Below are 18,327 nucleotides of genomic sequence, written 5' to 3' on the forward strand. Positions count from 1 at the left end.
CCCGGCCCCGTCCTCGCCCCGTGCGAGGGTGGGGCCGTGCGCGTTCTGGCGGTGGACCCGGGCCTGACCCGGTGCGGACTGGCGGTCGTCGACGGCACCGGCGGGAGCCGGGCGACGATGGTGGCCGTCGGGGTGGTCCGCACCCCCGCCGCCGACCCGGTCGCCCAGCGGCTGCTGGCCGTCAGCGAGGGACTGGAGGAGTGGCTGGACGAGCACGCTCCCGACGTCGTCGCCGTCGAGCGCGTCTTCGCCCAGGCCAACGTCCGCTCGGTGATGGGCACGGCCCAGGCCGCGGGCCTCGTCCTCGTGGCGGCCGCGCGGCGGGGGCTGCCCGTGGCGACGCACACCCCCAGCGAGGTGAAGGCGGCCGTCAGCGGCAACGGCCGTGCGGAGAAGGCCCAGGTCGCGGCGATGGTGACGCGCATCCTCGGGCTCGCCGAGGCGCCGCGCCCCGCCGACGCCACCGACGCCCTCGCCCTGGCGCTGTGCCACCTGTGGCGCGGCGGTGCCTCGACGCGCCTGGAGGCGGCGGCGCACGCCGCGCTCGTCACCGGCCGGCGCAACGGCTACGCCGAGGCGGTGCGCGCGGCCCGGGGCCGCCGCTCCTGACGTCGTCCTCTCCGAGCCGCCGCGGACGGGGCCGTCCCGGCGCGTCCGCGGGCGTCGGTGTCGGCGACGGTCGCTACGGTGGTCGTACACCTGTTCGGGACGGCGGCCGCCGGCCCGGGGTGCGGGTCGTCGGGAGCGGAGGATGCACGGGTGATCGCGTCGGTGCGCGGGCGGGTGCTCGCGGTGCGGCTGGACTCCGCGGTGGTCGAGGTCGGCGGGGTCGGCATGCTCATGCACGCCGCACCGGCGACGCTGGCGCCCCTGCGGGTGGGGGAGGAGGCCGTGCTGGCCACCAGCCTCGTCGTCCGCGAGGACTCCCTCACCCTCTACGGCTTCACGGACGCCGACGAGCGGGAGGTGTTCGAGACGCTGCAGAGCGTCTCGGGCGTCGGGCCCCGGCTCGCGCTCGCGATGCTCGCCGTGCACCGCCCCGACGGGCTGCGCGCCGCGGTGCTGAAGGAGGACCTCGCGGCCCTCGTGAAGGTTCCCGGCATCGGGCGCAAGGGAGCGCAGCGCATCGTGCTCGAGCTCGGTGACCGGCTCGGCCCGCCCCTCGGGGACCTCGCGGGGACGGTGCCCGCGCCGCGGGCGCAGGAGACCTGGCGCGACGACGTCGTGGAGGCGCTCGTGGGGCTCGGTTGGGCCGCGAAGCAGGCCGGCGACGCCGTCGACGCCGTGACCGCTCCCGACGGCCCCGTGCCCGGTGGCGGCGACGTGCCTGCCGCTCTGCGCGCCGCCCTTCGCCACCTGAGCAGGACCTGACGTGAGCGGGGAGACGCCGGGCGCCGGCCCGCGGGTGGTCGGCGTCGGCGCGGACGCCGTGGAGCGTGCCGCGGAGTCGGCGCTGCGGCCGCACGACCTGACCGAGTTCGTCGGTCAGACCGTGGTCCGCGAGCAGCTGCAGCTCGTGCTGGCGGCTGCGAGGAAGCGCGGGGCGCCGGCCGACCACGTCCTCTTCTCCGGCCCGCCCGGGCTCGGCAAGACCACGCTGGCGATGATCGTGGCCGCGGAGATGGGCGCCCCGCTGCGCCAGTCCAGCGGGCCGGCCATCCAGCACGCCGGGGACCTCGCCGCGGTGCTGTCCTCCCTCGACGAGGGTGAGGTGCTCTTCATCGACGAGGTCCACCGCATGGCCCGGCCGGCGGAGGAGTTGCTCTACATGGCGATGGAGGACTTCCGCGTCGACGTGATCGTCGGCAAGGGCCCCGGCGCCACCGCCATCCCCCTGGAGCTGCCGCGCTTCACGCTCGTCGGCGCCACCACCCGCGCCGGTCTGCTGCCCGCGCCGCTGCGGGACCGGTTCGGCTTCACCGGCTTCCTCGACTTCTACACCCCGGCGGAGCTGGTGCAGGTGCTGCGGCGCTCGGCGCTGCTGCTGGGCGTGCAGCTGACGGTGGAGGGGGCGGAGGAGATCGGGCGCCGCTCCCGGGGCACGCCCCGCATCGCCAACCGGCTCCTGCGGCGGGTGCGGGACTGGGCGCAGGTCCGCGGCAGCGGCATCGTCGACCGCCGCGCCGCCCGTGCCGCGCTGGAGGTCTACGAGGTCGACGAGCGCGGCCTGGACCGCCTGGACCGGGCGGTGCTGGAGGCGCTGTGCCGGCGCTTCGGCGGGGGCCCCGTGGGGCTGTCGACGCTGGCCGTCGTCGTGGGGGAGGAGGCGGAGACCGTGGAGACGGTCGCCGAGCCCTTCCTGGTGCGGGAGGGCCTGCTGGGCCGCACCCCGCGGGGGCGGGTCGCGCTGCCGGAGACGTGGGCGCACCTGGGCCTGACCCCGCCGCGGGGCAGTGCGTGGCAGCTCGCCCTGCAGCCGGACGACGAGGGGCGCGGCGCCGGGGGTGCCGACCCGGCCTGAGGTCGGTGACCGGCCGCCGGCTGCTGTCCGCCGCCGGCCCGAGGAGACACGCTGGTCGCCGGGTGCAAGGGCCGAACGGGTGGCCTGTCTAGACTGCGTCCCCGCTGCGCTGCGCGCGGCGCTAGCTCTGAGCGGAGGGAACCGCACCCCGGTGCCCTCCGTTCTCCAGCGAGCCGGTCCGATGCCGGCGCCGCGCCGGTGGGTGATCGTCGTCACCGGCAGGAAAGGACGTGCCTGGTGGACCCTCAGCTGATCTTCCTGCTGCTCATGATGGGTCTGCTGTTCTTCATGTTCTCCCGCACGCGCAAGCAGCAGCGGGCGCAGCTGGAGATGCAGAACAGCCTCGGACCCGGCGCCGAGGTCATGACGACCTCCGGGCTCATCGGGCGCATCGTCGCGATCGAGGGCGAGGAGATGGTCCTCGAGATCGCCCCCGGCGTCCGCACCCGCTGGAACCGCCGCGCCGTCGCCCGCGTCACCACCTCCGACGCGCAGCTCGGCGGTGCCACCCCCGCAGGGCTGGACCTGGGCAAGCGCGGTCCGGCCGCCGGCTCCGGCGACGGCAGCACCCACTCCTGACCCCCGTTCCGTCCCGGCTGCTCGACCGGTGCCCGTCGCAGATGTGGCAGCATCGATGACGAGCAGTCACTCCTGACGTGCAGCGGCCGCACCGGCCGCGACGCACCCTGATCTGAGGTACGGCGTGCCCCCCAGCAGAGCTCCCCGACGTTCCCGACCCGGCCGCATGCTCGTCGTGCTGGGCCTCCTTCTCGCGATCCTCTTCGGGTCGCTCGCCGCGGGGGTCCGCTGGGGAGAGGCCGACTGGAAGCCCGGTCTCGCCCTCGACCTCCAGGGCGGCACCCAGGTGATCCTGACCCCGCGCGCCACCAACGGCGCGGAGGTCACGGAGGAGAACCTGCAGCGCGCGGTCGCCATCATCAGCCGCCGCGTGAACTCCACCGGTGTGAGCGAGGCCCAGGTCCAGGTCCAGGGCGGGCGCAACATCGTCGTGGCGATCCCGGGCACGCCCAGCCGGGAGACCCTCAACCTCATCAAGCAGTCCGCGCAGCTGCGGTTCCGCCCGGTGATCCTGGAGGTTCCCACCGAGGCGCCGATCGAGCTGCCGCAGGAGCCGGGGGCGGAGCAGCCGTCGCTGGAGCAGCCGGCCCCGGGGGAGCCCGCACCCGGTGAGCCCGCGCCGGGGGAGCCCGCGCCCGCCGAGCCCGCGCCGGGGGAGCCCGTGCCGGGTGAGCCCGTGCCCGCCGAGCCGGCACCCGAGCCCACCCCGTCGCCGACCCAGAGCGGCAACGGCGCGGTCGTGCCGAGCGCCCTGCTCGCGGCGACCCCCTCCCCGGCCCCGGAGGCCCCGGTCACCGAACCCACCGAGGGCCCCACCACCGAGGTCCCCACCACCGAGGCGCCGGCGCCGGAGGCCCCGGCCCCCGCGCCCAGCCCCACCGGGGGCCCGGCGCAGCCCACGGCCACGCCCACCCCGCCGCCCACGGACAACAGCGACCTCGCGTGGGTGACCCCCGAGGTCCAGCAGATCCTCACCGACCTGGACTGCTCGAACCCCGAGCCCGGCTTCCTCGACGACCGGGAGCGGGTGCTCGTCACCTGCAACCAGGAGGGCACCGCCAAGTACGTCCTCGGCCCGGTCGAGCTGGACGGCACCGCCATCTCCAGCGCGTCCTCCGCCCAGGCGCAGAACGAGCAGGGCCTGGCCACCGGTGGCTGGGAGGTCCGGATGAACTTCACCGGCGAGGGCGGCCGGACGTTCGAGGAGATCACCAAGCGCCTCTCCGTGCTGCCCCCGCCGCAGAACCAGTTCGGCATCGTCCTCGACGGCCTCGTGATCACCGCCCCGCGCCTGTCCGGCCCCATCCCCGGCGGCCTGGCGAGCATCGAGGGCGACTTCACGCAGGAGGAGACCGAGACCCTCGCCAGCCAGCTCCGCTTCGGCGCGCTGCCGCTGTCCTTCGAGGTGGAGTCGGAGGAGCAGGTCTCGGCGACCCTCGGGCAGGACCAGCTGCGCAACGGCCTCATCGCCGGCCTCATCGGCCTCGCGCTGGTCGTCGTCTACTCGCTGATCCAGTACCGCGCCCTGGGCCTGGTGACCGTCGGCAGCCTCCTCATCGCCGGGCTGCTGACCTACGGCGTCATCGCGCTGCTGAGCTGGCTGCAGGGCTACCGCCTGAGCCTCGCCGGCGTCGTCGGCCTCATCGTCGCCATCGGCATCACGGCCGACTCGTTCATCGTCTTCTTCGAGCGCGTCCGCGACGAGATCCGCGGCGGCCGCGGGCTGACCTCCGCCGTCGAGGTCGCCTGGCACCGGGCACGGCGCACCATCCTGATCTCCGGTGCCGTCAACCTGCTCTCCGCGGTGGTGCTCTTCGTCCTCGCGGTCGGCAACGTGCAGGGCTTCGCCTTCACCCTCGGCGTGACGACCCTCATCGACGTCGTCGTCGTCTTCCTCTTCACCCACCCGATCGTGGCGCTCATGGCGCGCACGAAGTTCTTCGGCGGCGGGCACAAGCTCTCCGGCTTCGACCCCGTCCACCTCGGCTCGGTCGTCGCCCGGCACGCGCTCCGCGCCGGCCCGCCCCAGGAGACGACCATCGCCGCGCGCCGGGCCGCCGCGCGCGCTCAAAGCAGCACCGACGCAGGGAGCGACGCCTGATGGGCATGGCGAACCTCGGCAACCGGCTCTTCACCGGTGAGACGTCCGTCGACTTCGTCGGGCGCCGCCGCACCTGGTACCTGATCGCCGCGGCCCTCATGCTCGGCTCCCTCATCGCCCTCATCACCCCGGGGCTGCACCCGGGGCTGGAGTTCACCGGGGGCTCGGAGTTCCGGGTCAGCGGCGTCCAGGACACGGGCAAGGCCCGCGAGGCCGTCGGCGAGGTCGTGGACCAGGTGCCGCTCATCACCCAGGTTGGCAGCGGGAACGACAGCAGCGTGCGCGTGCAGCTGGAGCAGCTGCCGAGCGAGGAGCTCGACGCCGTCAAGGCGAGCCTTGCGGAGGCCTACAGCGTGCAGCCGGAGGACGTGACCTCCTCCAGCATCGGCCCGAGCTGGGGTGCCGACATCACCAGCAAGGCGCTCCTCGCGCTGGTGGTGTTCTTCGCGCTCGTCGCCGTCGTGCTGGCGCTGTACTTCCGCACCTGGGCGATGGCGGTGGCGGCGATGGTGGCCCTCGTCCACGACCTCCTGATCACCGCGGGCATCTACGCCCTCGTCGGCTTCGAGGTCACCCCGGCCTCCGTGATCGGCTTCCTGACGATCCTCGGCTACTCCCTCTACGACACGGTCGTCGTGTTCGACAAGGTCCGGGAGAACACGCAGAACGTCACGAAGTCCGACCGCTACACGTACGGGGAGGCCGCCAACCTGGCGGTCAACCAGACGGTGGTGCGGTCCGTGAACACCTCGGTGGTGGCGCTGCTGCCGGTCGCGGCGATCCTCTTCATCGGTGCGTTGATCCTGGGGGCGGGGACCCTGCGCGACATCGCGCTGGCCCTCTTCGTCGGCATGCTCGTCGGCACGTACTCGTCGATCTTCATCGCCACGCCGCTGCTGGTGGACCTGCGCCGGCGCGACCCCGCGATCCGCGAGCACGCCGAGCGCCTCACCGCCCAGCGCTCCGGAGCCCCCATCGGCGACGCCCCCGCCCCGGCGTGAGCGCGCTGGCAGGACCGGCGGGGGCCGACGGGCCGGACGGGCACATCGCCGAGCTGGTCACCCGCCTCGTGCGGGACGTGCCCGACTGGCCGACGCCGGGGGTGGTGTTCAAGGACATCTCGCCGCTGCTGGCCGACGCCGCCGCGTTCGCAGCCGTCGTCACGGACGTCGCCCGCCGTGCCCGCGAGGCGGGGGCCACCCTCGTCGCCGGCATCGAGGCGCGCGGCTTCGTCCTGGCGGCCCCGGCGGCGGTGGCGGCGGGGGCCGGGTTCCTGCCGGTCCGCAAGGCGGGCAAGCTGCCGGGGCGGACCCTGCGCCGCGACTACGCGCTGGAGTACGGCACGGCATCCGTGGAGCTGCAGCCGGAGGTGGTGCGGCCGGGGCAGCGGGTGCTGCTGGTCGACGACGTGCTCGCCACCGGCGGGACGGCGCAGGCCGCGTGCGAGCTGCTCACCGAGGCCGGCGCGCAGCTCGTGGGCCTGCACGTCCTGCTGGAGCTGTCGTTCCTCGGGGGCCGCGGACGCCTGGGGGTGGTCCCCGTCACCACCTCGGCTGTCGCCTGAACCCACTGACCGGCACCGGCCGCCCGGCATCGGTCCGGGGCACGCGGCCCGGCACCCACCCGGGGCACGCCGGCGGCGTCCGGACCTCGTGATCGCTCCTCGCCACCTAGACTGGATGAAAGTGCGAGGAGGGCGTCCATGACCGATGAGTTCCGCAGCGAGGACGGGGCGTCCGCGCACGCCTCCGCTGCCACCGCCCTCGGGCAGGCCACGCAGTCCGACCCCGCCGTGGTGCCCGCCCCACCCGCCCGCCGCGAGTCCGCGCGCGCCGCGGAGGTCGCCGGTGCGGGGCCCGTGACGGCGAGCCGGATGCTCTCCCGCCTCGCCCGCTTCGGCCAGCAGCGGCAGACGACGGTCTCGCCTGTGCTGGAGCCGCTGCTGCGCACGCTGCGCAGCACCCACCCCAAGGCCGACGTCAGCGTCGTGGAGCGCGCCTACCTGCGGGCGGAGAAGGCCCACGAGGGGCAGCGGCGCAAGAGCGGCGACCCGTACATCACCCACCCCGTGGCCGTGGCGACGATCCTCGCCGAGCTCGGCATGACCCCGCCCACCCTGGCTGCGGCCCTCCTCCACGACACCGTCGAGGACACCGACTACACCATCGACCAGCTCCGGTCGGAGTTCGGCGACGAGATCGCGATGCTCGTCGACGGCGTCACGAAGCTGGACAAGGTCACCTACGGCGACGCCGCGCAGGCCGAGACGGTGCGCAAGATGGTCGTCGCGATGGCCAAGGACATCCGCGTCCTCGTCATCAAGCTCGCCGACCGCCTGCACAACGCCCGCACCTGGCGCTACGTCTCCGCGTCCTCGGCGGAGAAGAAGGCGCGCGAGACGCTGGAGATCTACGCCCCGCTCGCGCACCGCCTGGGCATGAACACGATCAAGTGGGAGCTGGAGGACCTGTCGTTCGCGACGGTCTACCCCAAGCGCTTCGACGAGATCGTCCGGCTGGTGGCCGAGCGCGCCCCCGCCCGGGAGGAGTACCTCGCCGGCGTGCGGGACCAGGTCAGCGCCGACCTGCGCGCCGCCCGCATCCGGGCGACCGTGACGGGGCGCCCGAAGCACTACTACTCGATCTACCAGAAGATGATCGTCCGCGGCCGGGACTTCGCGGAGATCTACGACCTCGTCGGCGTCCGCGTCCTCGTCGACACCGTCCGCGACTGCTACGCGGTCCTGGGCGCCCTGCACGCGAGGTGGAACCCCGTGCCGGGGCGGTTCAAGGACTACATCGCGATGCCCAAGTTCAACATGTACCAGTCGCTGCACACCACGGTGATCGGGCCGCAGGGCAAGCCCGTGGAGATCCAGATCCGCACCCACCTGATGCACCGGCGCGCGGAGTACGGCGTCGCGGCGCACTGGAAGTACAAGGACGCCCCGAACGTCTCCGGCGAGGTGGCGGGCCCCAAGGGCGACTCCACCACCGACCTGTCGTGGCTGCGCCAGGTGCTCGACTGGCAGCGGGAGACGTCCGACCCGGGGGAGTTCCTGGACTCCCTGCGCTTCGAGATCAACGCCGCCGAGGTGTTCGTCTTCACGCCCAAGGGCGACGTGGTGGCGCTGCCGACCGGGTCGACGCCGGTGGACTTCGCCTACGCGGTGCACACCGAGGTCGGCCACCGCACGATGGGCGCCCGCGTCAACGGCCGCCTGGTGCCGCTGGAGTCCACCCTCGACAACGGCGACCTCGTCGAGGTCTTCACGTCCAAGGCCGACGGCGCCGGTCCGAGCCGGGACTGGCTGTCCTTCGTCAAGAGCCCCCGCGCCCGCAACAAGATCCGCCAGTGGTTCTCCAAGGAGCGCCGCGAGGAGGCCATCGAGCTGGGCAAGGACTCCATCGCCAAGGCGATGCGCAAGCAGCACCTGCCCCTGCAGCGGCTCATGTCGCACGAGTCGCTGCTCACCATGGCCCGGGACATGCGCTACCAGGACGTCTCGTCGCTGTACGCGGCGGTGGGCGAGGGCCACGTCTCGGCGGCGAGCGTCGTGGAGAAGCTGGTCGCGGCCGTCGGTGGCGAGGCCGGTGCCGAGGAGGACCTGGCGGAGGCCACCACCCCGGGCCAGGCGCGGCGCACCCGCACCGGCGACGCGGGCATCCTCGTCAACGGCGCGACCGACGTGTGGGTGAAGCTCGCCAAGTGCTGCACGCCCGTGCCGGGTGACCCGGTCGTCGGCTTCGTCACCCGCGGGGCCGGGGTGTCGGTGCACCGGGAGGACTGCGACAACGTCGAGGTGCTGCGGCAGCAGCCGGAGCGGCTGGTGCCGGTGGAGTGGGCGCCGACGTCGGCGACGTGCTTCCTGGTGCAGATCCAGGTGGAGGCGCTGGACCGGGCCAGGCTGCTCTCCGACGTCACCCGGGTCCTCTCGGACAACCACGTCAACATCCTGTCCGCCACGGTGAGCACGAGCAGGGACCGGGTGGCCATCTCGAAGTTCCAGTTCGAGATGGCCGACCCGAAGCACCTCGGGCACGTCCTCAACGCGGTGCGACGGGTCGACGGGGTCTTCGACGCCTACCGGGTCACGGCCGGCAAGCCCCGCGGCTGAGCCGGGACGCGGGGGATTCCGCAGGGCGCGTGATGGACGCAGCGGGGCGCGGCCTCCCGGTCCGGGTGGTGGTCGCGTCGCCCCGGGGCATGACGGGCGCGGCGCTGCTGTTGTGCACGGTCGTGACCGCAGGCTGTGGTGGACCGGGCGGCGCGTCCCCCGCGGGCGGTGGGTCCTCCGCCACGTCCGGCACCTCGCCGAGCGGATCCTCCCCGCTCGCTGGGCGGTCGCCGGCTCCGGACCGCATCGAGATCGCGCCGGGTGTGCGGTTGGCGGCGGGCCCCGGCGGGGTGTTGCCGGTCTCGCTGCGATGGGTCGTCGTGCCGGAGGCCTACCCGGAAGCGGTGGCCGTGGCCGACGGTGTCGTCTACGTCGCCGCGGGCAGCTTCCAGGCCTTCGCCGTGTCCGACGGCGCGCAGCTGTGGAGCGCGGCCCCGCCGGACGGGCACGGCCTCGCCGGCAGCGGGAGCGTGGTGATCGGTGCCCGGGGAGCCGATCGCGTCGGGGCGTGGGCTCCGCACGAGTTCGACCTCACCGTCGAGCGGAGCACCGGATCCGTCGTCCGCTTCAGCCGCTCCCCGGTCGGCGGCCGCCCACCGCAGCTGCAGCCGTTCCCCGAGTCGCAGCCGGAGCGGTTCGGTTTCGAGCTGGACCTCGAGCGGATCGTGGCGCGCGACGAGCGCGGGTCCGTCGCCTGGTCGATCACCGTGGACGAACCGATGGTCGACGAACTCCCTCCGGTCGGGGTCCCCGGCGGTGTCCTGGTCACGACCTCCAGCGGCCATCTGGTCCTGCTCGACCACCGCTGAGCGCGGGGCCCTCGGCTCGCAGCGCACGTGGACGGCGGCAGCCCCAGCGGCGGTGCCCACCCGTGCCGGGGGCCGGCTCAGCGCAGCGCCCCCGCGGCGTCGAGCACGGCCCGTGCCGAGCGCACGTTGCGGCTGCCGCGCATCGCCTGCAACTGCTCCTCCACGGCCGCGGCCTCCAGCCCCAGGTCCAGCAGCCGGCGCACCAGGGCGGTCGCGGGCCCCGCCTCGCAGCTGCGGGCGACGTCCACAGCAGTCCGGGCCGGGGTCGTGACCTGCACCCCGTGCACGTCCAGCACGTCCTCCGGCGGGGGGACGGCCGCACTCATGGAGACGGTGCCGCCGCGACCGCGCCGGGGGATGCGCGCCGGCCCGCCCGGCCGGGCCAGGGGCAGCGGCAGCACGGCACGGCCGCCGACGTGCAGCCACGCCGCGGCCGACCCCAGCACCACGCACCCGGGAGGTACCAGCAGCCGCAGCGCGCGGGCCCGCACCGGCAGGTCCACCTCCACGTCCGCGGCCACCACGACGCGCCCGACGACGACCTGCAGGAGGCCGAGCTGCACCCAGCGGTGGGCCTCCGCGGCCTCCGCCGCCGGCGGCAGCCAGGGAAGCGCCACGTCCGGCGCGGCGTAGGCGGACAGGCGGCTGCTCAGCTCGTGCGGAACCACAGGCCCACCCCAGCGCACGAGGCCCCGGCCGCGCTGGGGGCCTGTGGACGCAGCAGGGCCCGGACCGCGAAGGTCCGGGCCCTGCCCGCGCCTGACGTCAGCGCAGCACGTCAGCCGCTGACGTCGCGCAGCGTGCCGCGGGCCTGCTCCAGCCACTCCTGCCGTGCCCGCAACGCCTCCTCGGCGCGCTTGAGCCGGCGGGCGTCGCCGCGGGCGCGGGCGGCCTCCACATCGGCCTGCAGGTCGCGGATGCCCGCCTCGAGCTGGGCGACGACCCCCTGGGCGCGGGCCCGGGCCTCCGGGTTGCTGCGCTTCCAGCGGTCCTGGTCGGCGTCGCGGATGGCGGTCTCCACCGCGCGCATCCGTCCCTCCACGCGGCCGAGGTCGGCGCGCGGCACCTTGCCGGCGGCCTCCCAGCGGTCCTGGATGTCGCGGAGCGCGTTCTTCGCGGCGTTGAGGTCCTTCACGGGCAGCAGCGCCTCGGCCTCGGTGAGCAGGGCCTCCTTGACCTTGAGGTTCTCCTTGAACTCCTCGTCGACCTGCTCGTTCGCGGCGGTGCGCGCGGCGAAGAAGGCGTCCTGGGCCGCCCGGAAGCGCGCCCACAGGGCGTCGTCGTCCTTGCGTCCCAGCCGGCCGGCGGCCTTCCAGCGGTCCATGAGCTGGCGGTAGGCGGTGGAGGTGCCGCGCCAGTCGGTGGACGTGGACAGCTCCTCGGCCTCGGCGACCAGCTTCTCCTTCTCGGCCCGGATCCCGCCGCGCTGCTCGTTGAGAGCGGCGAAGTGGTGGCGGCGGGCCTTGTCGAACGCGCTGCGGGCGTGGCTGAACCTCTTCCAGAGGTCCTCCTCGCTGCGCTTGTCGAGGCGCCCCTCGCGCTGGGCGGCCTGCCAGTCGGTGAACAGGTCCCGCAGCCGCTCGCCGGCGCTCTTCCACTGCATGCGCTCGGGGTCCTGGGCGGCGATCGTCTCCGCCTCCTCGACGATGGCGAGGCGGGCGGCGCGCAAGCGCTCCCGGTTCTCCTGGCGGGCCCGGTCCGCGGCGGCGCGGGCCTCCTCGGCGATGGTGGCGAGCGCCTCCACACGGGCGGTGAGGGCGTCGATGTCGCCGACGGAACGGGTCTCCTCGACGGCGGCGCGCAGCGCGGCGACGCCGGCGACGATGTCCTTGCCGGACAGCTCGGTGCTGCGCAGGCGCTGCTCGAAGAGGTCGACCTGGGCGACGACCTCCTCGAACTTGCGGACGAAGTAGGCCAGCGCCTCCTCGGGGGAGGCGTCGGGGTACTGGCCGACCTCGTGCTCGCCGTCCTTGCGCCGCACCCACACGGTGCCGTTCTCGTCGACGCGCCCGAAGGAGGCGGAGACCTCGCTCGGCACGTGGCTGGTGACGACCGGGGCGTGGGCGGCCTCGGGGGCGGGGCCGGGCGCCGGGACGTGACCGGGCCGGGGCAGCGACCCCGGGGTCGGTGTGGGTCCGGGGGTCGGCGTGGGGGTGGGGGCGGGCGTGGGGGTGGGTCTGGGAGTCGGGCTCGGAGCGGGCGGTGCCTCCGCCGCCTGCGTCATCGCCGGCTCGACCTGCGCCGCCTCGACCTGCACCGCCTCGACCTGCACCGCCTCGACCTGGGCGGGGTCGAGCTGGGCCGCCTCGTCCCCGCCGTCACCGGCGACCTCCACCTCGGCGGGCACGTCCGCGGGCGTGGGGTCCTCCGCGTCGGGGTCCACCGGTGCCGCGTCCACGGGTGCCGCCTCCGCCGGGGTGTCCTCGCCGGACTGCTCGGTGGACTGTTCGGCGGCGGCGGCGTCGTCGTCGCCGCTCGCCTGCGGCTCGTCCGCGGTCTCGCCGCCCTCCGGCGCCCCGGAGGGCGCGGGGACCTCGCTGTCCGCAGTGACGTCGATGGTCGCGGGGGTGTCCTGCACGTCCTCGGTGGACGCCGGCTCCTGGGATGGCTGGCTCACGGGGGGGAGTCTAGGTGCCCGGACACCCGATCGGCCCAGCGCACTGCGTTCGGTGCGCTCCTGATCGCGGCGGGTCGCCACCACCGGCGGCGCGGACCCGGCGCCGACGGCGTCGCTAGGGTGCCCGGGTGCTCGTCCACGGGTTCCCCGCCGCCGCCTTCGGCACCAACTGCTACGTCCTGGCCCCCGGCGAGGGGGAGGAGTGCGTCGTCGTCGACCCCGGCATCGGCGTCGAGGGCGAACTCCTCGACGTCCTGCGCAGGCACCGGCTGCGCCCGGCGGCGGTGCTGCTCACCCACGGCCACCTCGACCACGTGTTCGCCGTCACCCCCGTGTGCGGCACGTTCGGCGTGGCCGCCACGATCCACTCCGACGACCGCTATCGGCTGCGCGACCCGTTCGGCACCCTCTCCCCGCAGCTCGCGGGCGCGCTGGCCGCGGAGTTCGGGTCGCTGCGCTGGCAGGAGCCCGACGACGTGGTGACCGTCGCGGACGGGGAGCGGCTGCAGGTGGCGGGCCTCGACGTGGGCGTCGTCCACGCCCCCGGCCACACGGAGGGCTCGGTCATGTTCACCCTCGCCCGCGACGGCGAGGCCGACCTGTGCCTGTCCGGGGACGTCCTCTTCGCCGGCTCCATCGGCCGCACGGACCTGCCCGGCGGCGACCACGCGGCGATGCTGCGCAGCCTGCGCGAGCGGGTCCTGCCGCTGGACGACGCCGTGGACGTCCTTCCCGGTCACGGCCCCGCCACCACCATCGGTGCCGAGCGCGCCGGCAACCCCTTCCTCCGGGCGCTGCTCGAGGAGCGCTGAACACCGGCTCCCGCCCCGGGCGCCGACGCACGACGGCCGCCGCGCGGGACGGGGTTCCCGGCGGCGGCCGTCGTCCGGCGGGTCAGTCGCCGGTGCGCGTCACGCCGAACATCAGGGTCCGGCGCTCGATGTCGTAGTGCACGTCCTTGGTGTTGACGAGCAGGTCCTGCAGGGCGTCCGCGTCGTCCGCGGTCAGCGTCAGGACCTCCTCCCACGCACCCTCGTCGAGGACGAGCTGCAGGGTGTAGACGCCGTTCTGGCCGGGCTCCCCGGCGACCCAGCTGAACTGGTAGTGGCTGAGCTGGCGGACCTTGATGGTGTTGTCGTTGACGGGCTGCGGGACGTTCGCCACAGGTTCCTCCTCCTCATCGGTCGCCGAGCTGGACCCCGGCGCTCGCAGCGCCACTACCCCGCTGTGCGCATCCGATGCGCGATTGCCGTCGTCGCCGTCCCCCGGAGCGTCCGCGCCGTGCGGGGCGACTCCCGGCAGCGCGCCGGTCTCAGTAGCGCGGCAGGTCCGGGTCGACCTCGTCGATCCAGGCGAGCACGCCGCCGCGCAGGTGCCGCACGCGGGTGCGGCCCGCGGCCCGCAGCGCCGTCAGCGCCTGCGCGGAGCGGCCGCCGCTCTTGCAGTGCAGCACCACGTCGGCGTCGGCGGGCAGCTCGGCCAGGGCCTCCCCGGAGGCGATGCGGGCCAGGGGGACGTTGACCGCGCCCGGGATGGCGACGATGTCGCGCTCGTGGGGCGGGCGGACGTCGACGAGGACGAACCCCGGCCCGCCCGCCTCCCGCGCGCGCAGCATCCCCGCCAGCTCCACGGCCCCCACCTCCGGCAGCGCCTCGGCGACCGGCACCGCGCACGCCGGGCCGCCGGTCGCCTCCACCGGGGACGGGACGGGGGCCGGGGCGCGGGTCGGGTCCTTCGCCACCGTGAGCGTCCGCCAGGTCATCGCCAGGGCGTCCAGGACCAGCAGGCGCCCCAGCAGCGGCCGGCCGGCTCCGGTGATGAGCTTCACCGCCTCCGCCGCCATCACGGAGCCCACGGCGCCGCAGATCGCGCCGAGCACCCCGGCCTCCTCGCAGGAGGGGGCGTCCTCCGGCGCCGGGGGCGCGGGGTAGAGGTCGCGGTACTGCGGCCCGTGCGCCTCCCAGGAGATGCTCACCTGCCCGCCGAAGCGCAGCACCGCCCCCCACACGCACGGCACGCCCGCGGCGGTGCAGATGTCGTTGACGAGGTAGCGGGTGGGGAAGTTGTCGCTGCCGTCGAGGACGAGGTCGTAGCCGGCGACGATCCCCGCGGCGTTGCCCGGGGTGAGGCGCTCCCGGTGCAGCACCACGTCGACGAGCGGGTTGACGCCGGAGACGGTCTCCCGCGCGCTGTCGGCCTTGGCGCGGCCCACGTCGGCGGTGGCGTGCACGACCTGCCGCTGCAGGTTCGACTCGTCCACCACGTCGTCGTCGACCACGCCGAGGGTGCCGACCCCGGCCGCCGCCAGGTACAGCAGCACGGGCGAGCCGAGCCCGCCGGCGCCGACCACCAGCACCCGGGCGTTCTTCAGCCGGCGCTGTCCCTCGCGCCCGATCTCCGGCAGCAGCAGGTGACGGGCGTAGCGACGCACCTCCTCGGCCGTGAGGTCCGGGCCGGGCTCGACGAGGGGACCCGGCCGCTGCCCGCTCACAGGTCGACCTCGGCCATGCCCTCCAGCGGCGAGGCGCTCTGCGCGTGGTGCCGCCTCGGGATGCGCCCGGCCAGCCGCGCCGCGCGGCCCGCCTCCACCGCCAGGCGCATCGCCCGCGCCATGCCCTCGGGGGAGCGCGCCCGCGTCACCGCCGAGGCCAGCAGCACCGCGTCGCAGCCCAGCTCCATCGCCCGCGCCGCGTCGGAGGCCGTGCCGATGCCCGCGTCGAGGATGACGGGGACCCCCGCCCGGTCCACGATCAGCTCGATGTTGTGCGGGTTGAGGATGCCCAGGCCCGTCCCGATCGGCGCCCCCAGCGGCATCACCGCGGCGCAGCCCACCTGCTCCAACCGCCGCGCCAGCACCGGGTCGTCGTTGGTGTAGGGCAGCACGGTGAAGCCGTCGTCGACGAGCTGCTCGGCGGCGTCCAGCAGCTCCACCGGGTCGGGCAGCAGGGTCGTCTCGTCGGCGACGACCTCGAGCTTCACCCAGTCGGTGCCGAGGGCCTCGCGGGCCAGCCGGGCGGTCAGCAGCGCCTCCCCGGCGGTGCGGCAGCCGGCGGTGTTGGGCAGCACCTCGATGCCCAGGCGGCGCAGCACGTCCAGCAGGGAGCCCTTGGCGGCCGGGTCGACGCGCCGCATCGCGACGGTCGTGAGCTGCGTGCCGGACTCGGCGAGGGCGCGCTCGAGGATGTCGAGGTTGGCCGCGCCGCCGGCGCCGGTGATGAGGCGGGAGCCGAAGCCGCGCCCCGCGATGACGAGCGGGTCGGGGGTGGCGGCCGCGGACGGCCGCGCCGGGTCGAGCTGAGCGGTCACGTCAGCCCCCCGCCACCGCGCCGAGAACTTCGACGCGCTCGCCGTCGCCGATCCTGCGCTCGCTCCACCGCCCGCGCGGGACGACCTCGTCGTCGACCGCCACCGCGATGCCCTGGGTCCGCTCGCCGTCCGCGGCCACGCGCAGCAGGTCCGTGACGACGTCGGCCACGGTGGTGCCCGCGCCCGCGTCGCGCGGTTCCCCGTTCAGGTGGAACCTCACCGCGGCAGCCGTTCCGGTGGTCTCGGCCATGTCGTCCTCTCCGCTCGCACGTTCGTCGTGGATCCTGCTCGCCGGTTCCTCAGCGGGGGGCGCCGGCCGGTTCGGGGGTGCGGAAGCGCCCGGGCGTGAAGGGCGCGAAGTGCTCGGGCAGCCCGTCGCCGCCCAGCAGGGCGGCCACCGCCTCACCGGTCACCCCGGCCAGCAGCATGCCGTTGCGGTGGTGACCGGTGGCCAGCAGGAGGCCGGGCACGACGGTGGCACCCACGAGGGGGGCGTTGTCCGGCGAACCCGGCCGGCAGCGCGCGGCCGTCTCGACCAGCTCCAGCTCCGTGACGGCCGGCAGCAGGGCCTGCGCGTCGCGCAGCAGCTCGTAGACGCCGCCGGCGGTGACGGTCTCGTCGAAACCGCGGTCCTCCGACGTCGCGCCGACGACCAGCTCGCCGTCCTCGCGGGGCACCAGGTACACGGCGGCGCCGCGCACCACGCCGCGCACGGTGCGGGAGAGCACCGGCCGCAGGGGCGCAGGCACCCGCAGCCGCAGGATCTGGCCCTTGACCGGGCGCACCGGCGGGCGGGCCGCCTCCGGCACCCCCGCCACGTCCGCGGCGGCGGCCCCGGCGGTGAGCAGCACCTGCCCGGCGTCGACGCGGCGCCCGCCGGCCAGCTCCACCCCGACGGCCCGCCCGTCCGCCGTCCGCACCGCGGCCCGCTCGGGCAGCAGGTCCACCCCGGCCCGCCCGGCCGCGGCGCGCAGGGCCGCGAGGAGGCGGCGGTTGTCCACCTGGTGGTCGCCCTCGACGAGCAGGCCGCCGGTGACCTCCGTGGACAGCATCGGCTCCAGCCGGCGGCACTCCCGCGCGGTGAGCCGGTGCGAGTCCAGGCCCAGGCTGCGCTGCAGGTCCTGCGCCTCGGCGAGCACCGCGCGGTCGCCCGCGTCGAGCGCGAGGGCCAGCGTGCCGCAGCGGCGGTAGCCGACGCCGAGACCGGAGGCGGCCTCCACCTCCGCGGCGAACGCCTCGTAGCCCCGGGCGGCCGCCAGGTTGAGGCGCAGCAGGTCCTCCTCGCCCGGGTGCAGCTCCGTGACGGGGGCCAGCATGCCCGCGGCGACGTGCGAGGCGCCGGTGCCGGGGGAGGGGTCGCAGACGGCGACGCTCAGGCCGCGCTGGGCGGCGCGCCACGCGCAGCTCCACCCGATGACGCCGCCGCCGAGGACGACGACGTCGTAGCCGGTGCGCTGATCGGTGGGCTGGCCGGTGCGCGACGGTTCCACTGCCACTCCCTTCGCCGGCACGACCCGGAGCAGGTTCGACGGTCGGCGAGTCCGCTCGCCCTCTCAGCCCGCTTCGACGGGCTCCCGTGGTGCGGCAACTCTAACCCGCACCGCCGCGCGCGCCCGCGGCCACCGGCGGCTGGCAGACTCCCCGATCGTGCCCGAGCCCGTGCTCCCCGCCCAGCCGTCCGCCCGCACGGTCGTCGAGCGCCTCGCCGGCGCCCGGCTGTACCTCTGCACCGACTCCCGCAGCAGGCAGGGCGACCTCGAGCCGTTCCTCGACGCGGTCCTCGCCGCGGGCGTCGACATCGTGCAGCTGCGGGAGAAGGGGCTGGAGGCTCGCGCGGAGCTGGAGCTGCTGGAGGTCTTCGCCGCCGCCGCCCGCCGCCACGGCCGCCTGCTGGCCGTCAACGACCGTGCCGACATCGCCGTCGCCGCCGGCGCCGACGTCCTGCACCTCGGCCAGAACGACCTGCCGCCGGCGGCGGCGCGCCGCATCGTCGGGCCGGACGTGGTGATCGGGCGCTCCACGCACGCGCCGGAGCAGGCGGCCGCGGCGGTGGCGGAGGAGGAGGCCGGCTACTTCTGCACCGGTCCGGTGTGGGCGACCCCGACCAAGCCCGGCCGTGCGGCGGTGGGCCTGGACCTGGTGCGCGCGGCGGCGGCCACCGGCACGGCGAAGCCGTGGTTCGCGATCGGCGGCATCGACCTCGCCACCCTCGACGAGGTGCTCGACGCGGGCGCGCGGCGGGTCGTGGTCGTGCGGGCCATCACGGAGGCCGACGACCCGGCCTCGGCGACGGCGGAGTTCGTGCGGCGGCTGGGCGGGGCGCCCACGGGGTGATCG

General features: G+C 75.4%; 18 protein-coding genes and 1 riboswitch. Of the genes, 11 read left to right on the top strand and 7 right to left on the bottom strand.

From position 1 onward, the window contains the following. Positions 1-36 precede the first annotated feature (36 nt). The 9 genes from ruvC to CLV92_RS20950 all read left to right on the top strand — a co-directional run bounded on the left by ruvC (position 37) and on the right by CLV92_RS20950 (position 10,067). Positions 37-609 carry a crossover junction endodeoxyribonuclease RuvC gene (gene ruvC, locus CLV92_RS08320; protein WP_104432356.1) on the top strand — a complete coding sequence of 191 codons (573 nt, stop codon included), beginning with the start codon at positions 37-39 and terminating at the stop codon, positions 607-609. A 150-nt stretch (positions 610-759) separates the two neighbouring features. Then, entirely contained in the window at positions 760-1,371 is a 612-nt protein-coding gene (ruvA, locus tag CLV92_RS08325) for a Holliday junction branch migration protein RuvA (protein WP_104432357.1), read from the top strand. A 1-nt stretch (position 1,372) separates the two neighbouring features. Next, complete coding sequence (gene ruvB / locus CLV92_RS08330) at positions 1,373-2,461, top strand: Holliday junction branch migration DNA helicase RuvB (RefSeq protein ID WP_104432358.1); 1,089 nt, start codon at positions 1,373-1,375, stop codon at positions 2,459-2,461. Positions 2,462-2,698: 237 nt separating this feature from the next. Continuing rightward, positions 2,699-3,040, top strand: a complete 342-nt coding sequence (gene yajC / locus CLV92_RS08335) for a preprotein translocase subunit YajC (RefSeq protein WP_104432359.1) — start codon at positions 2,699-2,701, stop codon at positions 3,038-3,040. A 166-nt stretch (positions 3,041-3,206) separates the two neighbouring features. Further along, positions 3,207-5,141, top strand: a complete 1,935-nt coding sequence (secD, locus tag CLV92_RS08340; protein WP_104432360.1) for a protein translocase subunit SecD — start codon at positions 3,207-3,209, stop codon at positions 5,139-5,141. After that, positions 5,141-6,142, top strand: coding sequence for a protein translocase subunit SecF (gene secF, locus CLV92_RS08345; RefSeq protein WP_104432361.1), 1,002 nt, complete (start codon positions 5,141-5,143; stop codon positions 6,140-6,142). The genes secD and secF overlap by 1 nt, the downstream gene beginning before the upstream one ends. 5 nt (positions 6,143-6,147) lie before the next feature. After that, the gene (locus tag CLV92_RS08350) at positions 6,148-6,705 is read left to right on the top strand and encodes an adenine phosphoribosyltransferase (RefSeq protein WP_104432552.1); all 558 of its coding nucleotides are present in this window, start codon (positions 6,148-6,150) and stop codon (positions 6,703-6,705) included. Between the two features lie 309 nt (positions 6,706-7,014). After that, positions 7,015-9,258 (top strand): RelA/SpoT family protein, encoded by a 2,244-nt coding sequence (locus CLV92_RS08355; protein ID WP_211291005.1) that lies wholly within the window; start codon positions 7,015-7,017, stop codon positions 9,256-9,258. A gap of 320 nt (positions 9,259-9,578) precedes the next feature. Continuing rightward, positions 9,579-10,067, top strand: a complete 489-nt coding sequence (locus CLV92_RS20950; protein WP_146099462.1) for a hypothetical protein — start codon at positions 9,579-9,581, stop codon at positions 10,065-10,067. Positions 10,068-10,144: 77 nt separating this feature from the next. On the opposite strand, the gene CLV92_RS08365 is transcribed toward CLV92_RS20950, so the two are convergent. Both CLV92_RS08365 and CLV92_RS08370 read right to left on the bottom strand, forming a co-directional pair. Further along, the gene (locus tag CLV92_RS08365; RefSeq protein ID WP_104432364.1) at positions 10,145-10,735 is read right to left on the bottom strand and encodes a hypothetical protein; all 591 of its coding nucleotides are present in this window, start codon (positions 10,733-10,735) and stop codon (positions 10,145-10,147) included. 110 nt (positions 10,736-10,845) lie between these two features. After that, complete coding sequence (locus CLV92_RS08370) at positions 10,846-12,684, bottom strand: DUF349 domain-containing protein (RefSeq protein ID WP_245886576.1); 1,839 nt, start codon at positions 12,682-12,684, stop codon at positions 10,846-10,848. A gap of 128 nt (positions 12,685-12,812) precedes the next feature. Between CLV92_RS08370 and CLV92_RS08380 the strand changes: the two genes are divergently transcribed. Then, positions 12,813-13,496, top strand: coding sequence for an MBL fold metallo-hydrolase (locus tag CLV92_RS08380; protein WP_104432365.1), 684 nt, complete (start codon positions 12,813-12,815; stop codon positions 13,494-13,496). Positions 13,497-13,578: 82 nt separating this feature from the next. On the opposite strand, the gene CLV92_RS08385 is transcribed toward CLV92_RS08380, so the two are convergent. From CLV92_RS08385 to thiO, 5 genes are all read right to left on the bottom strand, one after another. Beyond that, positions 13,579-13,848 carry a hypothetical protein gene (locus tag CLV92_RS08385; protein ID WP_104432366.1) on the bottom strand — a complete coding sequence of 90 codons (270 nt, stop codon included), beginning with the start codon at positions 13,846-13,848 and terminating at the stop codon, positions 13,579-13,581. A 148-nt stretch (positions 13,849-13,996) separates the two neighbouring features. Then, the gene (moeB, locus tag CLV92_RS08390) at positions 13,997-15,175 is read right to left on the bottom strand and encodes a molybdopterin-synthase adenylyltransferase MoeB (protein ID WP_104432367.1); all 1,179 of its coding nucleotides are present in this window, start codon (positions 15,173-15,175) and stop codon (positions 13,997-13,999) included. Next, the gene (locus CLV92_RS08395) at positions 15,172-15,990 is read right to left on the bottom strand and encodes a thiazole synthase (RefSeq protein WP_104432368.1); all 819 of its coding nucleotides are present in this window, start codon (positions 15,988-15,990) and stop codon (positions 15,172-15,174) included. The genes moeB and CLV92_RS08395 overlap by 4 nt, the downstream gene beginning before the upstream one ends. A 1-nt stretch (position 15,991) precedes the next feature. Next, the gene (thiS, locus tag CLV92_RS08400) at positions 15,992-16,240 is read right to left on the bottom strand and encodes a sulfur carrier protein ThiS (protein WP_104432369.1); all 249 of its coding nucleotides are present in this window, start codon (positions 16,238-16,240) and stop codon (positions 15,992-15,994) included. A gap of 49 nt (positions 16,241-16,289) precedes the next feature. Then, positions 16,290-17,486 carry a glycine oxidase ThiO gene (gene thiO, locus CLV92_RS08405; RefSeq protein WP_425433567.1) on the bottom strand — a complete coding sequence of 399 codons (1,197 nt, stop codon included), beginning with the start codon at positions 17,484-17,486 and terminating at the stop codon, positions 16,290-16,292. Continuing rightward, positions 17,470-17,578, bottom strand: a riboswitch (TPP riboswitch). (Overlaps the previous gene by 17 nt.) Before the next feature lie 59 nt (positions 17,579-17,637). Here thiO and thiE point away from each other — a divergent pair. Next, positions 17,638-18,324 carry a thiamine phosphate synthase gene (gene thiE / locus CLV92_RS08410; protein WP_245886578.1) on the top strand — a complete coding sequence of 229 codons (687 nt, stop codon included), beginning with the start codon at positions 17,638-17,640 and terminating at the stop codon, positions 18,322-18,324. The last annotated feature ends 3 nt before the right edge of the window (positions 18,325-18,327 follow it).

The sequence above is a fragment of the Kineococcus xinjiangensis genome (assembly GCF_002934625.1).
Lineage (GTDB): Bacteria > Actinomycetota > Actinomycetes > Actinomycetales > Kineococcaceae > Kineococcus_A > Kineococcus_A xinjiangensis.

Coding starts and splice junctions, on each gene's coding strand:
- secD (WP_104432360.1), top strand. CDS start 3,207: ATGCTCGTCGTGCTGGGCCTCCTTCTCGCGATCCTCTTCGGGTCGCTC.
- secF (WP_104432361.1), top strand. CDS start 5,141: ATGGGCATGGCGAACCTCGGCAACCGGCTCTTCACCGGTGAGACGTCC.
- CLV92_RS08355 (WP_211291005.1), top strand. CDS start 7,015: ATGCTCTCCCGCCTCGCCCGCTTCGGCCAGCAGCGGCAGACGACGGTC.
- thiS (WP_104432369.1), bottom strand. CDS start 16,240: ATGGCCGAGACCACCGGAACGGCTGCCGCGGTGAGGTTCCACCTGAAC.